The organism is Halomonas sp. ABH4_019, assembly GCF_056159885.1.
The window spans coordinates 346,721-361,776 of sequence record NZ_JBSWWC010000002.1 but is presented as its reverse complement, the minus strand read 5'-3'; the positions used below and the strand labels follow the sequence as shown (position 1 = coordinate 361,776).

General features: G+C 69.3%; 12 protein-coding genes. 9 read left to right on the top strand and 3 right to left on the bottom strand.

The genetic code is table 11. From position 1 onward, the window contains the following. Positions 1–140: 140 nt before the first annotated feature. Positions 141–2,498, bottom strand: a complete 2,358-nt coding sequence (locus ACXAFN_RS08790) for a primosomal protein N' (protein WP_474988020.1) — start codon at positions 2,496–2,498, stop codon at positions 141–143. A gap of 20 nt (positions 2,499–2,518) precedes the next feature. Here ACXAFN_RS08790 and rpmE point away from each other — a divergent pair, with 20 nt between their 5' ends. Further along, positions 2,519–2,731: a 50S ribosomal protein L31 gene (gene rpmE, locus ACXAFN_RS08785; RefSeq protein WP_474988018.1), complete on the top strand. Its 213-nt coding sequence runs from the start codon at positions 2,519–2,521 to the stop codon at positions 2,729–2,731. A gap of 267 nt (positions 2,732–2,998) precedes the next feature. Further along, positions 2,999–4,270 carry a malic enzyme-like NAD(P)-binding protein gene (locus ACXAFN_RS08780; RefSeq protein WP_474988016.1) on the top strand — a complete coding sequence of 424 codons (1,272 nt, stop codon included), beginning with the start codon at positions 2,999–3,001 and terminating at the stop codon, positions 4,268–4,270. A 78-nt stretch (positions 4,271–4,348) separates the two neighbouring features. On the opposite strand, the gene ACXAFN_RS08775 is transcribed toward ACXAFN_RS08780, so the two are convergent. Both ACXAFN_RS08775 and ACXAFN_RS08770 read right to left on the bottom strand, forming a co-directional pair. Then, entirely contained in the window at positions 4,349–5,095 is a 747-nt protein-coding gene (locus tag ACXAFN_RS08775; protein ID WP_474988014.1) for a DUF481 domain-containing protein, read from the bottom strand. An 84-nt stretch (positions 5,096–5,179) separates the two neighbouring features. After that, complete coding sequence (locus ACXAFN_RS08770) at positions 5,180–7,705, bottom strand: penicillin-binding protein 1A (protein WP_474988012.1); 2,526 nt, start codon at positions 7,703–7,705, stop codon at positions 5,180–5,182. Between the two features lie 260 nt (positions 7,706–7,965). Between ACXAFN_RS08770 and pilM the strand changes: the two genes are divergently transcribed. The 7 genes from pilM (at position 7,966) to aroB (ending at position 14,613) form a co-directional block, all read left to right on the top strand. Then, positions 7,966–9,027, top strand: coding sequence for a type IV pilus assembly protein PilM (pilM, locus tag ACXAFN_RS08765; RefSeq protein WP_474988010.1), 1,062 nt, complete (start codon positions 7,966–7,968; stop codon positions 9,025–9,027). Further along, positions 9,024–9,584 (top strand): PilN domain-containing protein, encoded by a 561-nt coding sequence (locus ACXAFN_RS08760; protein ID WP_474988008.1) that lies wholly within the window; start codon positions 9,024–9,026, stop codon positions 9,582–9,584. The genes pilM and ACXAFN_RS08760 overlap by 4 nt, the downstream gene beginning before the upstream one ends. Beyond that, positions 9,581–10,210 carry a type IV pilus inner membrane component PilO gene (locus ACXAFN_RS08755; protein WP_474988006.1) on the top strand — a complete coding sequence of 210 codons (630 nt, stop codon included), beginning with the start codon at positions 9,581–9,583 and terminating at the stop codon, positions 10,208–10,210. Before ACXAFN_RS08760 ends, ACXAFN_RS08755 begins: the two co-directional genes overlap by 4 nt. Next, entirely contained in the window at positions 10,207–10,731 is a 525-nt protein-coding gene (locus ACXAFN_RS08750) for a pilus assembly protein PilP (RefSeq protein ID WP_474988005.1), read from the top strand. The genes ACXAFN_RS08755 and ACXAFN_RS08750 overlap by 4 nt, the downstream gene beginning before the upstream one ends. 130 nt (positions 10,732–10,861) lie before the next feature. Next, complete coding sequence (locus ACXAFN_RS08745; protein ID WP_474988003.1) at positions 10,862–12,961, top strand: type IV pilus secretin PilQ; 2,100 nt, start codon at positions 10,862–10,864, stop codon at positions 12,959–12,961. Continuing rightward, entirely contained in the window at positions 12,961–13,503 is a 543-nt protein-coding gene (gene aroK / locus ACXAFN_RS08740; RefSeq protein ID WP_474988001.1) for a shikimate kinase AroK, read from the top strand. The genes ACXAFN_RS08745 and aroK overlap by 1 nt, the downstream gene beginning before the upstream one ends. Positions 13,504–13,506: 3 nt before the next feature. Next, a complete protein-coding gene (gene aroB, locus ACXAFN_RS08735) occupies positions 13,507–14,613 on the top strand; it encodes a 3-dehydroquinate synthase (RefSeq protein ID WP_474987999.1) in 1,107 nt (368 codons plus the stop codon). The last annotated feature ends 443 nt before the right edge of the window (positions 14,614–15,056 follow it).

The window sequence follows — 15,056 nt, the reverse complement described above, 5'->3', positions numbered from 1 at the left end:
GATGACACTCGCCCGTCGGCGGGCATTTGGTCGCACATTATCGACAATTGCGCGCGGGCTTTAAACCCTCGACGGGCTTCGGGCTTCGGGCTTCGGGCTTCGGGCTTCGGGGTTCGCAGCCCGCAGCCCGTGGCTCGCCGCTAAGCCAGCGTCTGCGGATCGATATCCAGTGACCAGCGCACCCGCCGCGCCGCCGGCTCGGCCTCCAGCCAGGCGACCAGCCAGGCGCCCGCCTCGTGGAGTCGGCTGCGTTTGTCGGCGCCGAGCATGACCTGCAGGTGGTAGCGGTTCTGGCGCCGTTCCATGGGCGCCGGTACGGGGCCCAGGCAGTCCACGTCCAGCTGGCGCGACTCGAGATGGGCACGCAGCGCCTCGGCGGCACGGCCGCCGAGGTCGGCGACGGCTCGCTCCTGGGGGCTCTCGAGACGCAGCAGGGCCAGGAAGCGGAAGGGGGGCAGGGCGGCGACGCGGCGCTCTTCCAGCAGCTGGGTGGCCAGGGCGTCGTAGCCTTGGGCGGCCAGCAGGCGCAGGTTGGGGTCGTCGACGTGCATGGTCTGGACCAGCACCCGGCCGGGATGGGCGGCGCGGCCGGCGCGCCCGGCCACCTGTTCCAGCAGCTGGGCGCTGTGTTCCAGGGCGCGGAAGTCGCTGGCGTAGAGCCCGGCGTCGGCGTTGACCACCACCACCAGGGTGACGTGGGGCAGGTGGTGGCCCTTGGCCAGCATCTGGGTGCCGACCAGCAGGCAGGGCTCGCCGCGGCGAACCTCGGCGAGGGTCTGTTCCAGGGCGTCGCGGCGCCGGGTGCTGTCGCGGTCGATGCGATGCACCGGGGTATCGGGGAAGTGTTCGGCCAGGGTCTCCTCGGTGCGCTCGGTGCCGCTGCCCAGCGGGCGCAGGTCGGCGCTGCCGCAGTCGGGGCAGGCATCGGGCAGGGCCTGGCGGTGGTCGCAGTGGTGGCAGGCCAGCAGTGGCGGCTGGCGGTGAAGGGTGAGTCGGGCGTCGCAGTGGGTGCACTCGGCGAGCCAGCCGCAGGCATGGCAGCTCAGGGTGGGCGCGAAGCCGCGGCGATTGATGAATACCAGCACCTGGTGGCCGGCGGCCAGCGTCGCCTCGATGGTCTCGAGCACCGGCGGGATCAGCCCGCCGCGCCGCGGGCGGCCGCGCAGGTCGACCAGCTCCAGGCGCGCCGGGGCGTGGCGGCTGGCGCGCTGGGTCAGGCGCAGGTGGCGATAGTCACCGTTCAGGCCGCGATGCAGGGTCTCCAGCGAGGGCGTGGCGCTGCCCAGCACCAGCGGAATGCCGTGGCGGTGGGCGCGGGCCACGGCCAGGTCCCGGGCGTGGTAGCGTAGCCCCTCCTGCTGCTTGAAGGAGCCGTCGTGCTCCTCGTCGACGATGATGGCCCCGGGGCGTGCCAGGGGCGTGAAGATCGCCGAGCGGGTGCCGATGACGATGGGCGCCCGGCCGCTGGCCGCGGCTTCCCAGGCGTCCAGGCGCTCGTGGTCGGTGAGCCCGGAGTGCAGCGCGACCACCGGCACCCGGAAGCGGCGCCGGAAGCGGGCCAGGGTCTGGGGGGTCAGGCCGATCTCGGGCACCAGCACCAGGGCCTGGCGCTCGCGGCTGACGACCGCCTCGATGAGCTGAAGGTAGACCTCGGTCTTGCCGCTGCCGGTCACGCCGTGCAGCAGGCAGGGGTGATAGGCGTCCAGCCGCTCGTGGAGCACGCCCAGGGCGGCGGCCTGTTCGCGGTTGAGCGGCAGCGCCGGCTCGGCCAGTAGCGGCCCGTCGGCCGCGGCGGCGGCGGTGCGTGGTTCCTCGCGTCGCGCGACCAGCCCCTTGTGCGCCAGGGCCTGCAGCTGTTCGCGGCCGAACGACTGGGCGAGGATGGCCTGGGTGACGAGCCCGTGAGGATGCTGGCGCAGCATGGCGAGCAGCTCGGCCTGGCGCGGGGCCCTGGCCAGCGAGGGGGGCGCATCGCCGCCGCCGGCCACGGTGACCTGCCAGCGCTCCCGGGTGCGGGCCTCCAGGGCGCGGCCCTGGCGCAGCAGCGCGGGCATGGCCTGGTGCAGGGTGTCCCCCGGGGCGTGCTGGTAATAGCGGGCGGTGAAACGGCACAGCCACAGCCAGTCCGCCGGCAGCGGCGTGGCGTCGAGGCAGGCGTCGATGGGCTTGAGCTTCTCCAGCGGCAGGTCGCTGGCGGCGCGACATTCCATGACCACGCCGACCACCTGGCGTCGTCCGAAGGGCACCTGCACCCTGATTCCCGGCCGCCAGCCGCCCGCCGGCGGCGAGCCGGCGGGGCGATAGTCGAACAGGCGGCGCAGCGGCGAGGGAATGGCGACGCCCAGCACCGAGGGCGGCGAAGGGGGAGCGGACAATTGGCCTCCGGGGACGGCTCTGCTAGAATGCTCGGCCGCCGCGTCACCCTGGGTGGGCGGCGCCCGGTTTGAACGTTCAGACAACCCGTATGCGGTGCCTGGCATGGGATCAGGTGGCGGCATACAGCGTAACGAGGCTCAAGATGAAACAAGGTATCCACCCGAATTACAAGACGGTCAGCGCAACCTGCTCCTGCGGCGCCACCTTCGAAGTGGGCTCCACTACCGACCAGGACCTGTACCTGGACGTCTGCTCCCAGTGCCACCCCTTCTACACCGGCAAGCAGAAGCAGGCGACCACCGGTGGCCGCGTCGAGCGCTTCAACAAGCGTTTCGGTGCCGCGCTCAAGCGCTGATGCGTTTGCCGGCGTCCCGCAACGCCGGCCGTCGACATCGTCGAAGAACCCGCCATCCGTGGCGGGTTCTTTTTTTGCGCTATTCTCAGGAGTGAACCGCCACGATAAGCAATCCTTTATGGCATGCGTCGAAAGTATAAGTTGTAGCAAATATCGTCGAACGTCTTCGAATGGGGTCGCTAGTTGGCGTAATTTTACTAAGTTGAGAAATGGAAGTTTTTTTTATATTCTCGTCGCCCACCACACCATCGAGACCGGATCCCGAGCATGACAGACGCGAAGAGACAGGCGGCACTGGACTATCACGCGAAGCCCATTCCCGGAAAGCTGTCGGTGGAGCTGACCAAGCCCACCGCTACCTCCCGGGACCTCTCCCTGGCCTACAGCCCGGGCGTGGCCGAGCCGGTTCGCGAGATCGCCCGTGACCCGGAGAATGCCTATCTCTACACCGGCAAGGGGAACCTGGTGGCCGTCATCTCCGACGGCAGCGCCATCCTCGGCCTCGGCAACCTGGGCGCCCTGGCCAGCAAACCGGTCATGGAGGGCAAGGGCGTGCTGTTCAAGCGCTTCGCCGGCATCAACTCCACCGACCTCGAGGTCAATGCCGAGAGTCCCCAGGCCTTCATCGATACCGTGGCCCGCATCGCCGACACCTGGGGCGGCATCAACCTCGAGGACATCAAGGCGCCGGAATGTTTCGAGATCGAGCGCGCCCTGGTCGAGCAGTGCAGCATCCCGGTGTTCCACGATGATCAGCACGGCACCGCCATCGTCACCGCGGCGGGCATGCTCAACGCCCTGGATATCGCCGGCAAGTCGCTGGAGAATGCCAAGATCGTCTGCCTGGGCGCCGGGGCGGCGGCCATCGCCTGCATGAAGCTGCTGGTCTCCTGCGGGGCCAAGGCCGAGAACCTGGTGATGCTGGACCGCAAGGGGGTGATCCACAGCGGTCGCGAGGACCTCAACCAGTACAAGGCGATGTTCGCGGTCGACACCGACAAGCGGACCCTGGACGACGCCATCGACGGTGCCGACGTGTTCGTGGGCCTCTCCGGCCCCGGCCTGATGACCGCCGACCACATCCGCAAGATGGCCGACAACCCGGTGGTCTTCGCCTGCACCAACCCGGACCCGGAGATCCAGCCGGACCTGGCCCGCGAGACCCGGCCCGACGTGATCATGGCCACCGGGCGCTCCGACTATCCCAACCAGGTCAACAACGTGCTGGGCTTCCCCTTCATCTTCCGTGGCGCCCTGGACGTGAGGGCGACCCGCATCAACGAGGAGATGAAGGTCGCGGCGGTCCACGCCCTGAAGGACCTGGCCCGGGAGCCGGTGCCCCAGGCGGTGCTGGATGCCTACGAGCGGGACAGCATGAGCTTCGGGCGCGACTACATCATTCCCACGCCGGTGGACGTGCGCCTGCTGGAGCGGGTGTCTTCGGCGGTGGCCCAGGCGGCGGTGGATTCCGGCGTGGCGCGCAAGCCCTATCCCTCCCACTACCCGCTGAAGACCGTGGACGACGTCTACGGCGGCTGACCGCCAGGCGCTCTTCGTCCTCGATAGCGACGCCGGCCCTCGGGCCGGCGTCGTCGTGTCGGGCCGATGCGCGTGGCGCTACCAGTCGTAGAGCAGCGAGACGCTGGTGATGTGGTCGGTGCGCGCCATGGCGGCGTCGGGCGGGTGGGAGTTGTGCTCGAGCTCGTAGGAGAGCTTGAGCGCCAGATGCGAGTTGAGGCGCGCGGTGAGGGTGGAAAGCGAGCGCGTGGTCAGGTTGGGGTCGGCGGCCTCCACCGACAGCTCCTGGCCGAGGCTGGCGGTATCGGAGAAGCGCCAGCGGTAGTCCAGGGCGCCGTACAGCACGGCGAGCTTCCGGTCGCGGCCGCGGGTCACCTTGTCGATGCGGTAGCCGGGGCCGGTCTCCAGCGACAGGAGGTGGCGTTCGTCGTCCACCAGCTGGCGGCCGTAGCCGCCGATCGCGGTGGCCTGGTAGTCGTAGCCGCCGAAGCGGTCCTTCTCCCAGCGGGCGAAGCCGAACAGGTAGTGGGGGCCCTCGATGTCGTAGCGCTCGCGGGCCGCCAGCAGATATTGCTCGGCGCTGGTCCGGTTGTCCTGGGTGACGTGGCGCACCTCGCCGCGCAGGCTGTGGGTCAGGTCGCCGGTCAGCCACATCAGCCGCCCCTTGGCGATCAGGGTCTGGCTGTTGGTGTTGCCCTGCAGGTGGGTGAAGCCGAGCTCGGCCTCGCCGCTCCAGGGCGGGGCGTCGGCCTGGGGCGGCGGCGGGGCGTAGAAGGGCGAGGCCTGGGCGGCGCCCGCCGTCGTCAGCAGGCCGACGCACAGGCCGAGGATCACCTTGAGACGCATGATGGCTTCTCGTGGTCGGTCCGGTGAATGGGCGCCGGCGAGGCGCTGTGGCGTCGCCGGCGGGTGTGGCGGGGAGCGCCGTGGCTAGAAGATGGCCTCGTAGGCGCCGGTGCCCTGGGAGCCGCTTTCCCGCTCCACCGCCTGGTCGACGCGACGCGGCTGGTAGCCGGGCAGGTGGTCGGCGCTGAACAGCTCCTCGATGCCGCCGGGCTGGTCGTCGTGCAGCAGGCGACCGGTATCGGGATCGATGCGGCGGGACACCACGCTTTCCGGGCGATCGGGCCAGTGCTCCGGGCGGTCCGCCAGGGCGGTATCCATGAAGTCGATCCAGATCGGCAGGGCGGCCTGGGAGCCGTATTCCGCGGTGGAGGTGTTGTCGTCCTTGCCGACCCAGACGGTGGTCGCCAGGTCGGTGTTGAAGCCGGCGAACCAGGCGTCGCGCTGCTCGTTGGTGGTGCCGGTCTTGCCGACGATGTCGCTGCGCTCCAGCGCCAGGGCGCGGCGCGCGGTGCCTTGCTCGACCACGTCGCGCAGCATGTCGCGCAGCAGGTAGACCGCCGCCGGGTCGGCCACCCGAGGGGCGACCCGGTAAGTCTGGCCGTCGCGCTCGACGGTCTCCTGGCCCTCGGCGCATTCCCGGCAGGCCACCATCGGATCGGCCTCGCCCACCACCGTCTGGCCTTCTCCGCGGGTCACCTTCTGGATCAGCCAGGGCTCGACGGCGAAGCCGCCGTTGGACAGCACGGCATAGCCGCGGGTCATCTCCAGTGGCGTCAGGCTGGTGGTGCCGAGCGCCAGCGACAGGCCGTGGGGCAGGCGCTCGGGGTCGAAGCCGAACGACTCGAGGAAGCCGATGGTGCGCTCCAGGCCCAGGGTCTGCATCAGGCGGATGGTGACCAGGTTGCGCGAGTGCGCCAGGCCCTCGCGCAGCCGGGTCGGGCCGCGGAAGTCGCCGCTGGAATTGTTGGGGCGCCACAGCTCGCTGCTGCCGTCCTGCATCACCACCGGCGCGTCGTTGATGACGGTGGCGGGGCTCACCTCGCCGCTGTCCAGGCCCGCCAGATAGACGAAGGGCTTGAAGATCGAGCCCGCCTGGCGGCGCGCCTGGAGGGCGCGGTTGAACTTGCTGGCATCGAAGTCGAAGCCGCCCTGCAGGGCCAGGATGGCCCCGGTCTGCGGGTCCATTACCACCAGCGACCCCTGGGCGTCGGGCTTCTGGGACAGTCGCCAGCTGCCGTCCTCGCGCTCGAGGATGCGCACCAGGTCGCCGGGGCTGGCGATCTCGGCGGCCGAGCTCGGCGCCGCGCCGCGATAGCGGGCGTTGCGGTAGGGCTGGGCCCAGTCGAGGCCGTTCCAGTCCAGGGTCCGGACCTCGCCGCCGCGGGCCAGGACGCGCATCTCGCGCCCCTCGCTCGCGACCACGATGGCCGGCTCCAGCGGGCCCAGCACCGGGGTGCGCTCGAGCACCTGGAGCCAGTTGCTGACATCGCCCTCGATGCCCTCGACCTCGGTCTGGCTGCGCTCGGCGGCGCGCCGTGCGGTGGCCATCACTTCGGGGGACTCGGCGAGCTCCTCCTCGAGCCCCTCCGGGTCGGTGCGCTCCTGGGCCTCCGCCAGGCTGCGCGGGATGTCGGACTGTTCGGCACCGCGCCAGCCGTGACGGGTGTCGTAGGCGATCAGGCCGTCGGCCAGGGCGCGCCGCGCCTCGGGCTGGAGCTCGCTGTCCAGGGTGGTGGTGATGTGGTAGCCGCCGGTGTAGGCGTCGTCGAAGTGGTCGACGGCGTACTGGCGCGCCATCTCGGCGACATAGTCGGCGGGGATCTCCGCCTTGGCCACGTGGCGGCTGGCGGTGATCGGCGCCTGGACCGCCTCGTCGTAGGCCGCCTGGTCGATGTAGCCCAGGTCGCGCATGCGGTACAGGATCCAGTTGCGGCGGATCAGGGCGCGCTCGGCGTTGGCCAGCGGATTGAAGGCCGACGGTGCCTTGGGCAGGCCGGCGATCATCGCCTGCTCGGCCAGGCTGAGCTCTGCCAGGGGGCGATCGTAGTAGACCTCGGCGGCGGCGGCGATGCCGTAGGCGCGGTGGCCGAGGAAGATCTTGTTGACGTAGAGCTCGAGGATCTGCTGCTTGCTGAGGATCTGCTCCATCTGCAGGGCCAGCAGGATCTCGCGAATCTTGCGGGTGAAGGTGCGGTCCAGGGTCAGCAGGTAGTTGCGGGCCACCTGCATGGTGATGGTGGAACCGCCGGACTGGATGTCGCCGCCGCTGGCGACCAGCTCGACGGCGGCCCGCAGCAGGCCCTTGGGATCGACGCCGTGGTGGTCGAAGTAGGCGGCGTCCTCGGCGGCCATCAGTGCCTGGATCATGCCCTCGGGGATCTCGTCGAACTCCACCGGCAGGCGGCGTTCCTCACCGAACTCGCCGATCAGCTTGCCGTCGCGGGTGAAGATGCGCAGCGGGGTCTGCAGCTCGAAATCCTGCAGCTGGCGGACGTCCGGCAGTCCCGGGGCGAAATAGAGCGCGGCTCCGACCACGGCCAGCACCGAAGCGGTACCGAGGGAGACCAGCAGCCAGAATGCCGAAAAGACCAGGATTCTGAAGAACTTCATGAAGTGGCGGTATCCATGCTGAAAACGGGAGCGAAGAGGCGGGGACGAACGGGTCCGGCGGCGCGACGGCCATTATAGGAACCCGCGGCCGCAACCACCAGCGTTGACGTCTGGCGACACCCCTTCTCGTGTGGGGTCAGTCAATATCATGTAACCTCGGTTTACGGGATTCGAATGACGTCGTCTGGTTCCTGAGCCTTAGATCCGGGGCAGATGGCGATGAGCGGTTCCATGCAGGATCAGTCGGGAGTATGGCCCAGATGCGACTAGGGGCATCCGGCAAGGGGTTGATCGGGGTCGATATCACCTCGGCCACCGTCAAGCTCCTCGAGCTCAAGCGGGCCGGTGGCGGCTTTCAGGTTGAGAGCTACGCCGTGCGACCGCTCCGCGAGGGCGCCGTGGTCGAGCGACGCATTCGCGACATGGGCGCGGTCGTCGATGCGCTCGGCCGCGCCGTCGAGCACGCCCGCCCCACCGGCCGGCGGGTATCGGTGGCGGTGCCAGCCAGTGCGGCGATCACCAAGACGCTGACGCTGCCGGCGACGCTTTCCGATGACGAGATCGAGACCCGCATTCAACTCGAGTCCGACAAGCATATTCCCTTTCCGTTCAGCGAGGTGGCGTTCGACTTCCAGCGCCTGGGGCTCAACGCGCGCTACGGCGACCAGCAGGACGTGCTGCTGGTCGCCTGTCGCCAGCAGGACGTCGGCCAGCTGACCGAGGCGGTGCGCCAGGCGGGGCTGACCCCGGCGATGGTGGACGTCGAGACCTTCGCCATGGAGCGTGCCTATACCGAGCTCGCCTCCCAGCTGCCGCCGCCGACCGCCCAGGGCGACGATGCGGCCCTGGTGGATATCGGCGCCACCATGAATGCCTTCCACGTGCTGCGCGACGGGCGCATCACCTTCAGCCGCGACACCGTGTTCGGCGGTCGCGCCCTGACCGACGAGATCCGCAGTCGCTACGGGCTGAGCCTCGAGGAGGCCGGCCTGGCCAAGAAGCGCGGCGGCCTGCCGGAAGACTACCGGCGCAGCGTCCTCGAGCCTTTCCTCGATACCCTGGTCCAGCAGGTCGGACGCTCGCTGCAGCTCTACTATACCGCGGGCCGCAAGCAGGAGGTGCGGCGCATGCTGCTGGCCGGCGGCACCAGCGTGCTGCCCGGCCTGGCGGACCGCCTCGCCGAGGAGAGCGGCATGGAGGTGGTGATCGCCAATCCCTTCCGCCGCATGAGGGTGAGCCCGCGGGTCGATGTCCAGACCCTGGCCGGTGACGCGCCGGCCATGCTCACCGCCTGCGGGCTGGCGATGAGGGGGCGCCCATGACCATCGAGATCAACCTGCTGCCCTGGCGCGAGGCGCAGCGCCAGCGGCGCAGCAAGCACTTCTACCTGGCCCTGGCGCTGGCCGCCCTGGTCGGCCTGGGCGGCGGCTATGCGGTGACCTGGCATCAGGAGCGACAGCTGGTCGTCCAGCAGCAGCGCCACGAGCTGATTCGCCAGCGTACCGCCCGGCTCGATCATGACATCCGCACGGTCAGCGAATACGAGGCCCGGGTCGAGGCACTCAACGGGCGCATCGGGGTCTTCCAGCGGCTGCAGGCCGAGCGGCCCCAGACCGTGCACGTCTTCAATGCCCTGGCGGCGAGCCTCGAGGAGGGCGTGCACTATGCGAGCCTGTCGCGACAGGGCGATCGGCTGCGCCTGGTCGGCATGGCCGAGGACAATCGCGACGTCTCCGACCAGCTGCGGGCGCTCGAGGCGTCCCCGGTGTTCGAGGTGCCGGTGCTCGCCGAGGTCGAGTCCGTCGACGGGCGACGGCGCTTCGATCTCAGCGTCGACCAGCGGATGCCCCATCGCGGAGCCAAGGAGGTGGCGCCGTGAGCCTGGCCGCCGAACTGCGCCGCCTGCGCGACCTGGACTGGGGCGAGCTGGACGTCAAGGAGGCCGGCAGCTGGCCCGTGTCGCTGCAGGGGTTCTGCTGTCTGCTGGTGCTGATGCTGAGCTTCGCCGGCCTGTACTGGTTTCTCGGTGCGCCCAGGGCGGAGGCCCTGGAGAGCGCTCGCCAGGAGGAGGCGCGACTGCTGCGTGACTATCGTGGCAAGGTGGCCCAGGTGGCCAATCTGCCCGGCCTGCGCGATCAGGTGACGGCCCTCGACACGCGCCTGGCGCGCCTGGTGACGATGCTGCCCAGCGGGCCCGAGATTCCGTCGCTGATCGACGACATCAGCGAGGCGGCGCGGGACAATCAGCTGGCCATCGAGACTATCCGTCTGGGCAGCCCCCTGGAGCGCGAGTTCTACGCGGAGCGCCCGTTCGATATCCGGGTGCGGGGCGACTATCACCGCATCGGTGCCTTCATCGCCGCTGTCGCCGATCTGCCACGCATCGTGACCCTGCACGATTTCGAGCTGACGCCCTCCGGCGAGGGCGAACTGGCGCTGGCGATGCTGGCGCGGACCTACAGCTATCGCTCGCCGACCGCCGCGGAGCGGGAGGAGGCGCCGTGAACCACCGGCGACGGCTGGCGGCCCTGCTGGCGCTGGTGCCGTGGCTCGGCGCCTGCGGCGAGGGGGATACCGGTGAGCTCGAGCGCCGGCTCGATGCGCTGCAGGCCAATCCGGGCGACGTGACCCTCGCGCCGCTGCCGCCGGTGCCGGTCTACCGCGCGGTGGACTATCGCTTCGCCGACCGGCGCAGCCCCTTCCAGGCCCGGCAGCCGGAGTCCCTGGAGTTGCCGGCGGGGGACGCCGACCTGGCGCCGGATGTGTCGCGGCCGCGGGAGCCGCTGGAGGCCTACGACCTCGAGCAGCTCGACCTGGTGGGCACCCTGACCGTGGGCGGACAGGCCTCGGCGCTGATCGAGGCGCCGGACGGCAACGTCCACCGGCTGCGTGTCGGGGATCGCCTGGGCACGGATCACGGTCGCATCATCGGCATCGGCGAGGCCGCCGTACAGCTGGTGGAGATCGTGCCCACTGGGCGGGGCGGTTGGATCGAGCGCAGCATCCGGCTGTCGCTGGATGGCTAGTGTCCTGTTTCGGAGGTTCGTTGAAGAGATGGCGAGCGCCGGCCCGTGTGGCGGCGCGTCGATGAGGGGCGCGCCTGCTCGAGCATCGCTTCCGCCGGCGCGCCGGGGCAACGCAGGGAGAGGAGCCAGCATGACATCGATGAGACAAACCCTCGCGGCCCTGGCCCTGCTGGTGGTGTCCAGCGTCGCCATGGCGGCCTCCACGCTGACCGATCTCGACGCTCGTCCCGGGCAGGGCGGGGCGCTGGAGGTCGATCTGGTCTTCGAGGGCGGGGTGCCCGAGGTGCGCGGATATCGCCTCGAGGCGCCGGCGCGCCTGGCCGTCGACCTGATGGAGACCCGCAGCGGGCTCGCGTGGCGGCGTCGGGCGCTGGGGATCGGCGGGGTCGAGCGCGTTACCGCCCTGGAGGCGGGATCCCGGACCCGGCTGGTGTTCGATCTCGCCGGACCGCTGCCCTACGATACCGTCCGGCAGGGCAATCGCCTGCGGCTGTCGATCGGCGGCAGTTCGTCGTCAATGCCGGGAGCCTCGACAGTCGCGACCGAGGCTCCGCCCGTCGATTCGTCGACGACAGGCGCCGGGCCGAGCGTCACCGATATCGATTTTCGCCGCGGCGACGAGGGCAGCGGCCGCCTGGTGGTGTCCTTCGACCGGCCCGGGGTCGAGGCGCGGGTCAGCGAGCGCGGACGCTCCGGCATCGTCGCCCGATTGGACGGCGTCAGCCTGCCGGCCTCGCTCGATCAGGTCTACGACGTCACCGACTTCGGCACCCCGCTCGAGCGCATCACGCCGCGGGTCGGGCCCGAGGGCGTCAGTCTCGAGATCCAGGGGCGCGGCGACTTCGCCATGCTCTCCACCCAGGCCGGACGCCAGTTGACCATCTCGGCCCAGCCGGTCGCCTCGCCGGAGCGCGAGGGGCAGGGCGAGCCGTTTGCCTATACCGGCGAGCGGATCACCCTCAACTTCCAGGACATCGAGGTGCGCTCGGTGCTGTCGGTCATCGCCGAGTTCACCGGACTGAACCTGGTGGCGAGCGACAGCGTCACCGGCCGGGTCACGCTCAATCTCGAGGACGTGCCCTGGGATCAGGCCCTCGACCTGGTGCTCAAGAGCCACGGCCTGGCCAGTCGCCAGGAGGGCAATGTCATCGTGGTGGCGCCTGCCTCCGAGCTGGCGGCCCGTGAGCAGCTCGAGCTGCAGGCTCGCGAACAGCTCGAGACCCTGGCCCCGCTGCAGACCGAATACATCCAGGTCAAGTACGCCAAGGCCGAGGACCTCGCCCTGTTGTTGCGCGGGGAGAGCGGCTTCGGGCTCTTGACCGAGCGGGGCCGCGTCGCCGTGGATCCACGCACCAATACCCTGCTGGTTCAGGATACCGGTGCCCAGATCGCCAGCATCCGGCGGACCCTCGATCGGCTCGACGTGGCCGTGCGCCAGGTGCAGATCGAGGCGCGGATCGTCATCGCCCGGGATAGCGCCACCCGGGAGCTGGGGGTCAACTGGGGGCTCTCGACCGATGGCGACGGACGGCTCGATCTGGGCGGCGCGTCCAGCGGTCAGGCGCTGAGTCAGGATGGGCAGCGCTATGCCGACGGCCAGTATACCGGCCGGTTCGAGGATCCCGGCGGCTCGGTGTTCGAGCGCGGCGGCCTGACGGTGGATCTGGGCAGCGAGAATCCCACCACCAGCTTTTCCTTCGGCTACCTGTCCGGGGACATCCTGCTCGATCTGGAGCTGCGGGCCCTGGAGAGCGAGGGCAAGAGCCAGACCATCTCCCAGCCGCGGGTGATCACGGCCAACCAGAGCACCGCGGTGATCAAGCAGGGCACCGAGATCCCCTACCAGGAATCGACCTCCAGCGGCGCGACCGATACCGAGTTCAAGGAGGCGGTGCTGTCGCTGGAGGTGACGCCGCAGATCACCCCCGACAATCGCATCATCATGGACCTGGCCATCAACAACGACACCGTGGGCGAACTGTTCAACGGGGTGCCCGCCATCGACACCAACGAGATCACCACCCAGGTGCTGGTGAACAACGGCGAGACCGTGGTGCTGGGCGGCATCCTGACCACCGAACAGGTGCGCAGCCTGTTCAAGACCCCTTGGCTTGGCGACCTGCCGGTGCTCGGAAACCTGTTCCGCTATACCGAGGACTCCAACGATAAGGTAGAGTTGCTGGTATTCATCACGCCCCGAATACTGGATGACAACCTGGCGATTCGCTGATGCCGGCATTACCCAACCTGATATTGATCGGTCCCATGGGGGCCGGAAAGAGCACCATCGGCCGCCTTCTGGCGGCCGAACTGTCGCGAGAATTCTTCGACAGCGACCACGAGATACAGGCGCGTTGCGGCGCCGACATCCCCTGGATCTTCGACGTCGAGGGCGAGGCGGGCTTCCGTGAGCGCGAGACCCAGATGATCCGCGAGCTGGCGGCCCGCGAGGGCGTCGTCATCGCCACCGGCGGCGGCGCGGTGCTGCGCGAGGAGAATCGCCGAGTGCTGCGCGATAGCGGCACGGTGATCTACCTCTATACCACCGTAGAGCAGCAGATTCGGCGCACCGCCAAGGATCGCAACCGCCCGCTATTGCAGCGTGGCGACCGCGAGCAGGTGCTCGAGGAGATGTTCCGGACCCGCGACCCCCTCTACCGGGCGACCGCCGACATGGTGGTGCGCACCGATCGCCGTGGGCCCCGGGCGGTGTCCAACGAGATCGTGCGTCGCGTCGAGAGGATGATCGACCCCCTTCACTGCAAGGCCTGAGCCATGACCGACCCCGTCGAGGCCCGGAGCACCCTGAGGGTGGCCCTGGGCGAACGTAGCTATCCCATCCACATCGGCCCCGGCCTGCTGGGGGATCCCCAGCGGTTGAGGCCCCACCTCGCCGGCCGCCAGGTGATGGTGGTGACCAACGAAAGCGTGGCGCCGCTCTATCTGGAGCGCCTCAAGGCCGGCCTGGGTGACGACCTGACGGTGCGCGAGCTGGTGCTGCCCGATGGCGAGGCCACCAAGACCCTGGCCAGCGTCGAGCGCATCTGGGATGCCCTGCTCGAGGCCGGTTTCAATCGCCGCTGCACCCTGGTGGCCCTCGGCGGCGGGGTGATCGGTGACATGGTCGGCTTCGCCGCCGCCTGCTACCAGCGCGGCGTGGCCTTCGTGCAGGTGCCCACCACCCTGCTGTCCCAGGTGGATTCCTCGGTGGGCGGCAAGACCGGCGTCAATCATCCCCGCGGCAAGAACATGATCGGCGCCTTCTGGCAGCCCCGGGCGGTGCTGATCGATACCGATACCCTGTCGACCCTGCCGGCGCGGGAACTGTCCGCCGGACTCGCCGAGGTGATCAAGTACGGCCTGATCCGCGATGCCGATTTCCTGGTCTGGCTGGAGGCCAACATGGCGGCGCTGCGCGACCTCGAGGCCGCCGCCCTGACCCGGGCCATCGAGCGCAGCTGCAGCCTCAAGGCCGAGGTCGTCGCCGAGGACGAGACCGAGCAGGGCGTGCGGGCGCTGCTCAATCTGGGGCATACCTTCGGTCATGCCATCGAGACCCATCAGGGCTACGGGCACTGGCTGCATGGCGAGGCGGTCGGCACCGGCATGTTGATGGCCGCCGAGCTGTCGCGGCGCCTGGGCTGGCTCGACGAGGCGGACGTGACGCGCACCCGGTCGATCCTGGCCGCCGCCGACCTGCCGCTGGCGGCGCCGGCCGAGATGGGCGTCGAGGACTTCCTGTCGATCATGCGTCTCGACAAGAAGAACCTCGACGACCGCCTGCGCCTGATCCTGCTCCGGCGCCCGGGCGAGGCCTGCGTCCACGACGAGACACCGCCCGAGGTCCTGGCCGCCCTGCTGGAAGCCTTCCCGAGACGCTGACGACGCGTTCTGGCTGTCGCTCTCTCGACGCCCGCTGCCCCTGGCAGCGGGCGTCGTCGTTCAGGGGGGGGGGCGATGGGCCTGTGGTCACCGCTCGGGGTGTCAAGAATTCTGGAATTCGCATGCCATATGCAGCATCGGTATGGGGTAAAAGCCAGTGGTTAGACTAAAGTCTAGTTCGCATGACGGGCGTGGAGGCGTTGTGGATTCGCTGCTGCAAGCCGTTGAGATGTGGTGGTTTTTTTCTTGAATGGTTAGCCAAGTTGCGGATTTGACAATGGTTTTTGGAAGGGTCGCGAAGGCGGGGCATTGCAGGGGCGAGGGGTGCTGGCTATGCTGTGAAACCTTTTGCCGCGCAGTTCCGATGCCTGAGATGGGGCGTCATATAAAAAGAAAAACATTAAACAATACCACAAAAAACTGCGAAGTAAACCCTTATCAAC

Coding starts and splice junctions, on each gene's coding strand:
- ACXAFN_RS08790 (WP_474988020.1), bottom strand. CDS start 2,498: ATGCCGCCACCTGATCCCATGCCAGGCACCGCATACGGGTTGTCTGAA.
- rpmE (WP_474988018.1), top strand. CDS start 2,519: ATGAAACAAGGTATCCACCCGAATTACAAGACGGTCAGCGCAACCTGC.
- ACXAFN_RS08780 (WP_474988016.1), top strand. CDS start 2,999: ATGACAGACGCGAAGAGACAGGCGGCACTGGACTATCACGCGAAGCCC.
- ACXAFN_RS08775 (WP_474988014.1), bottom strand. CDS start 5,095: ATGCGTCTCAAGGTGATCCTCGGCCTGTGCGTCGGCCTGCTGACGACG.
- ACXAFN_RS08770 (WP_474988012.1), bottom strand. CDS start 7,705: ATGAAGTTCTTCAGAATCCTGGTCTTTTCGGCATTCTGGCTGCTGGTC.
- pilM (WP_474988010.1), top strand. CDS start 7,966: ATGCGACTAGGGGCATCCGGCAAGGGGTTGATCGGGGTCGATATCACC.
- ACXAFN_RS08760 (WP_474988008.1), top strand. CDS start 9,024: ATGACCATCGAGATCAACCTGCTGCCCTGGCGCGAGGCGCAGCGCCAG.
- ACXAFN_RS08745 (WP_474988003.1), top strand. CDS start 10,862: ATGACATCGATGAGACAAACCCTCGCGGCCCTGGCCCTGCTGGTGGTG.
- aroK (WP_474988001.1), top strand. CDS start 12,961: ATGCCGGCATTACCCAACCTGATATTGATCGGTCCCATGGGGGCCGGA.
- aroB (WP_474987999.1), top strand. CDS start 13,507: ATGACCGACCCCGTCGAGGCCCGGAGCACCCTGAGGGTGGCCCTGGGC.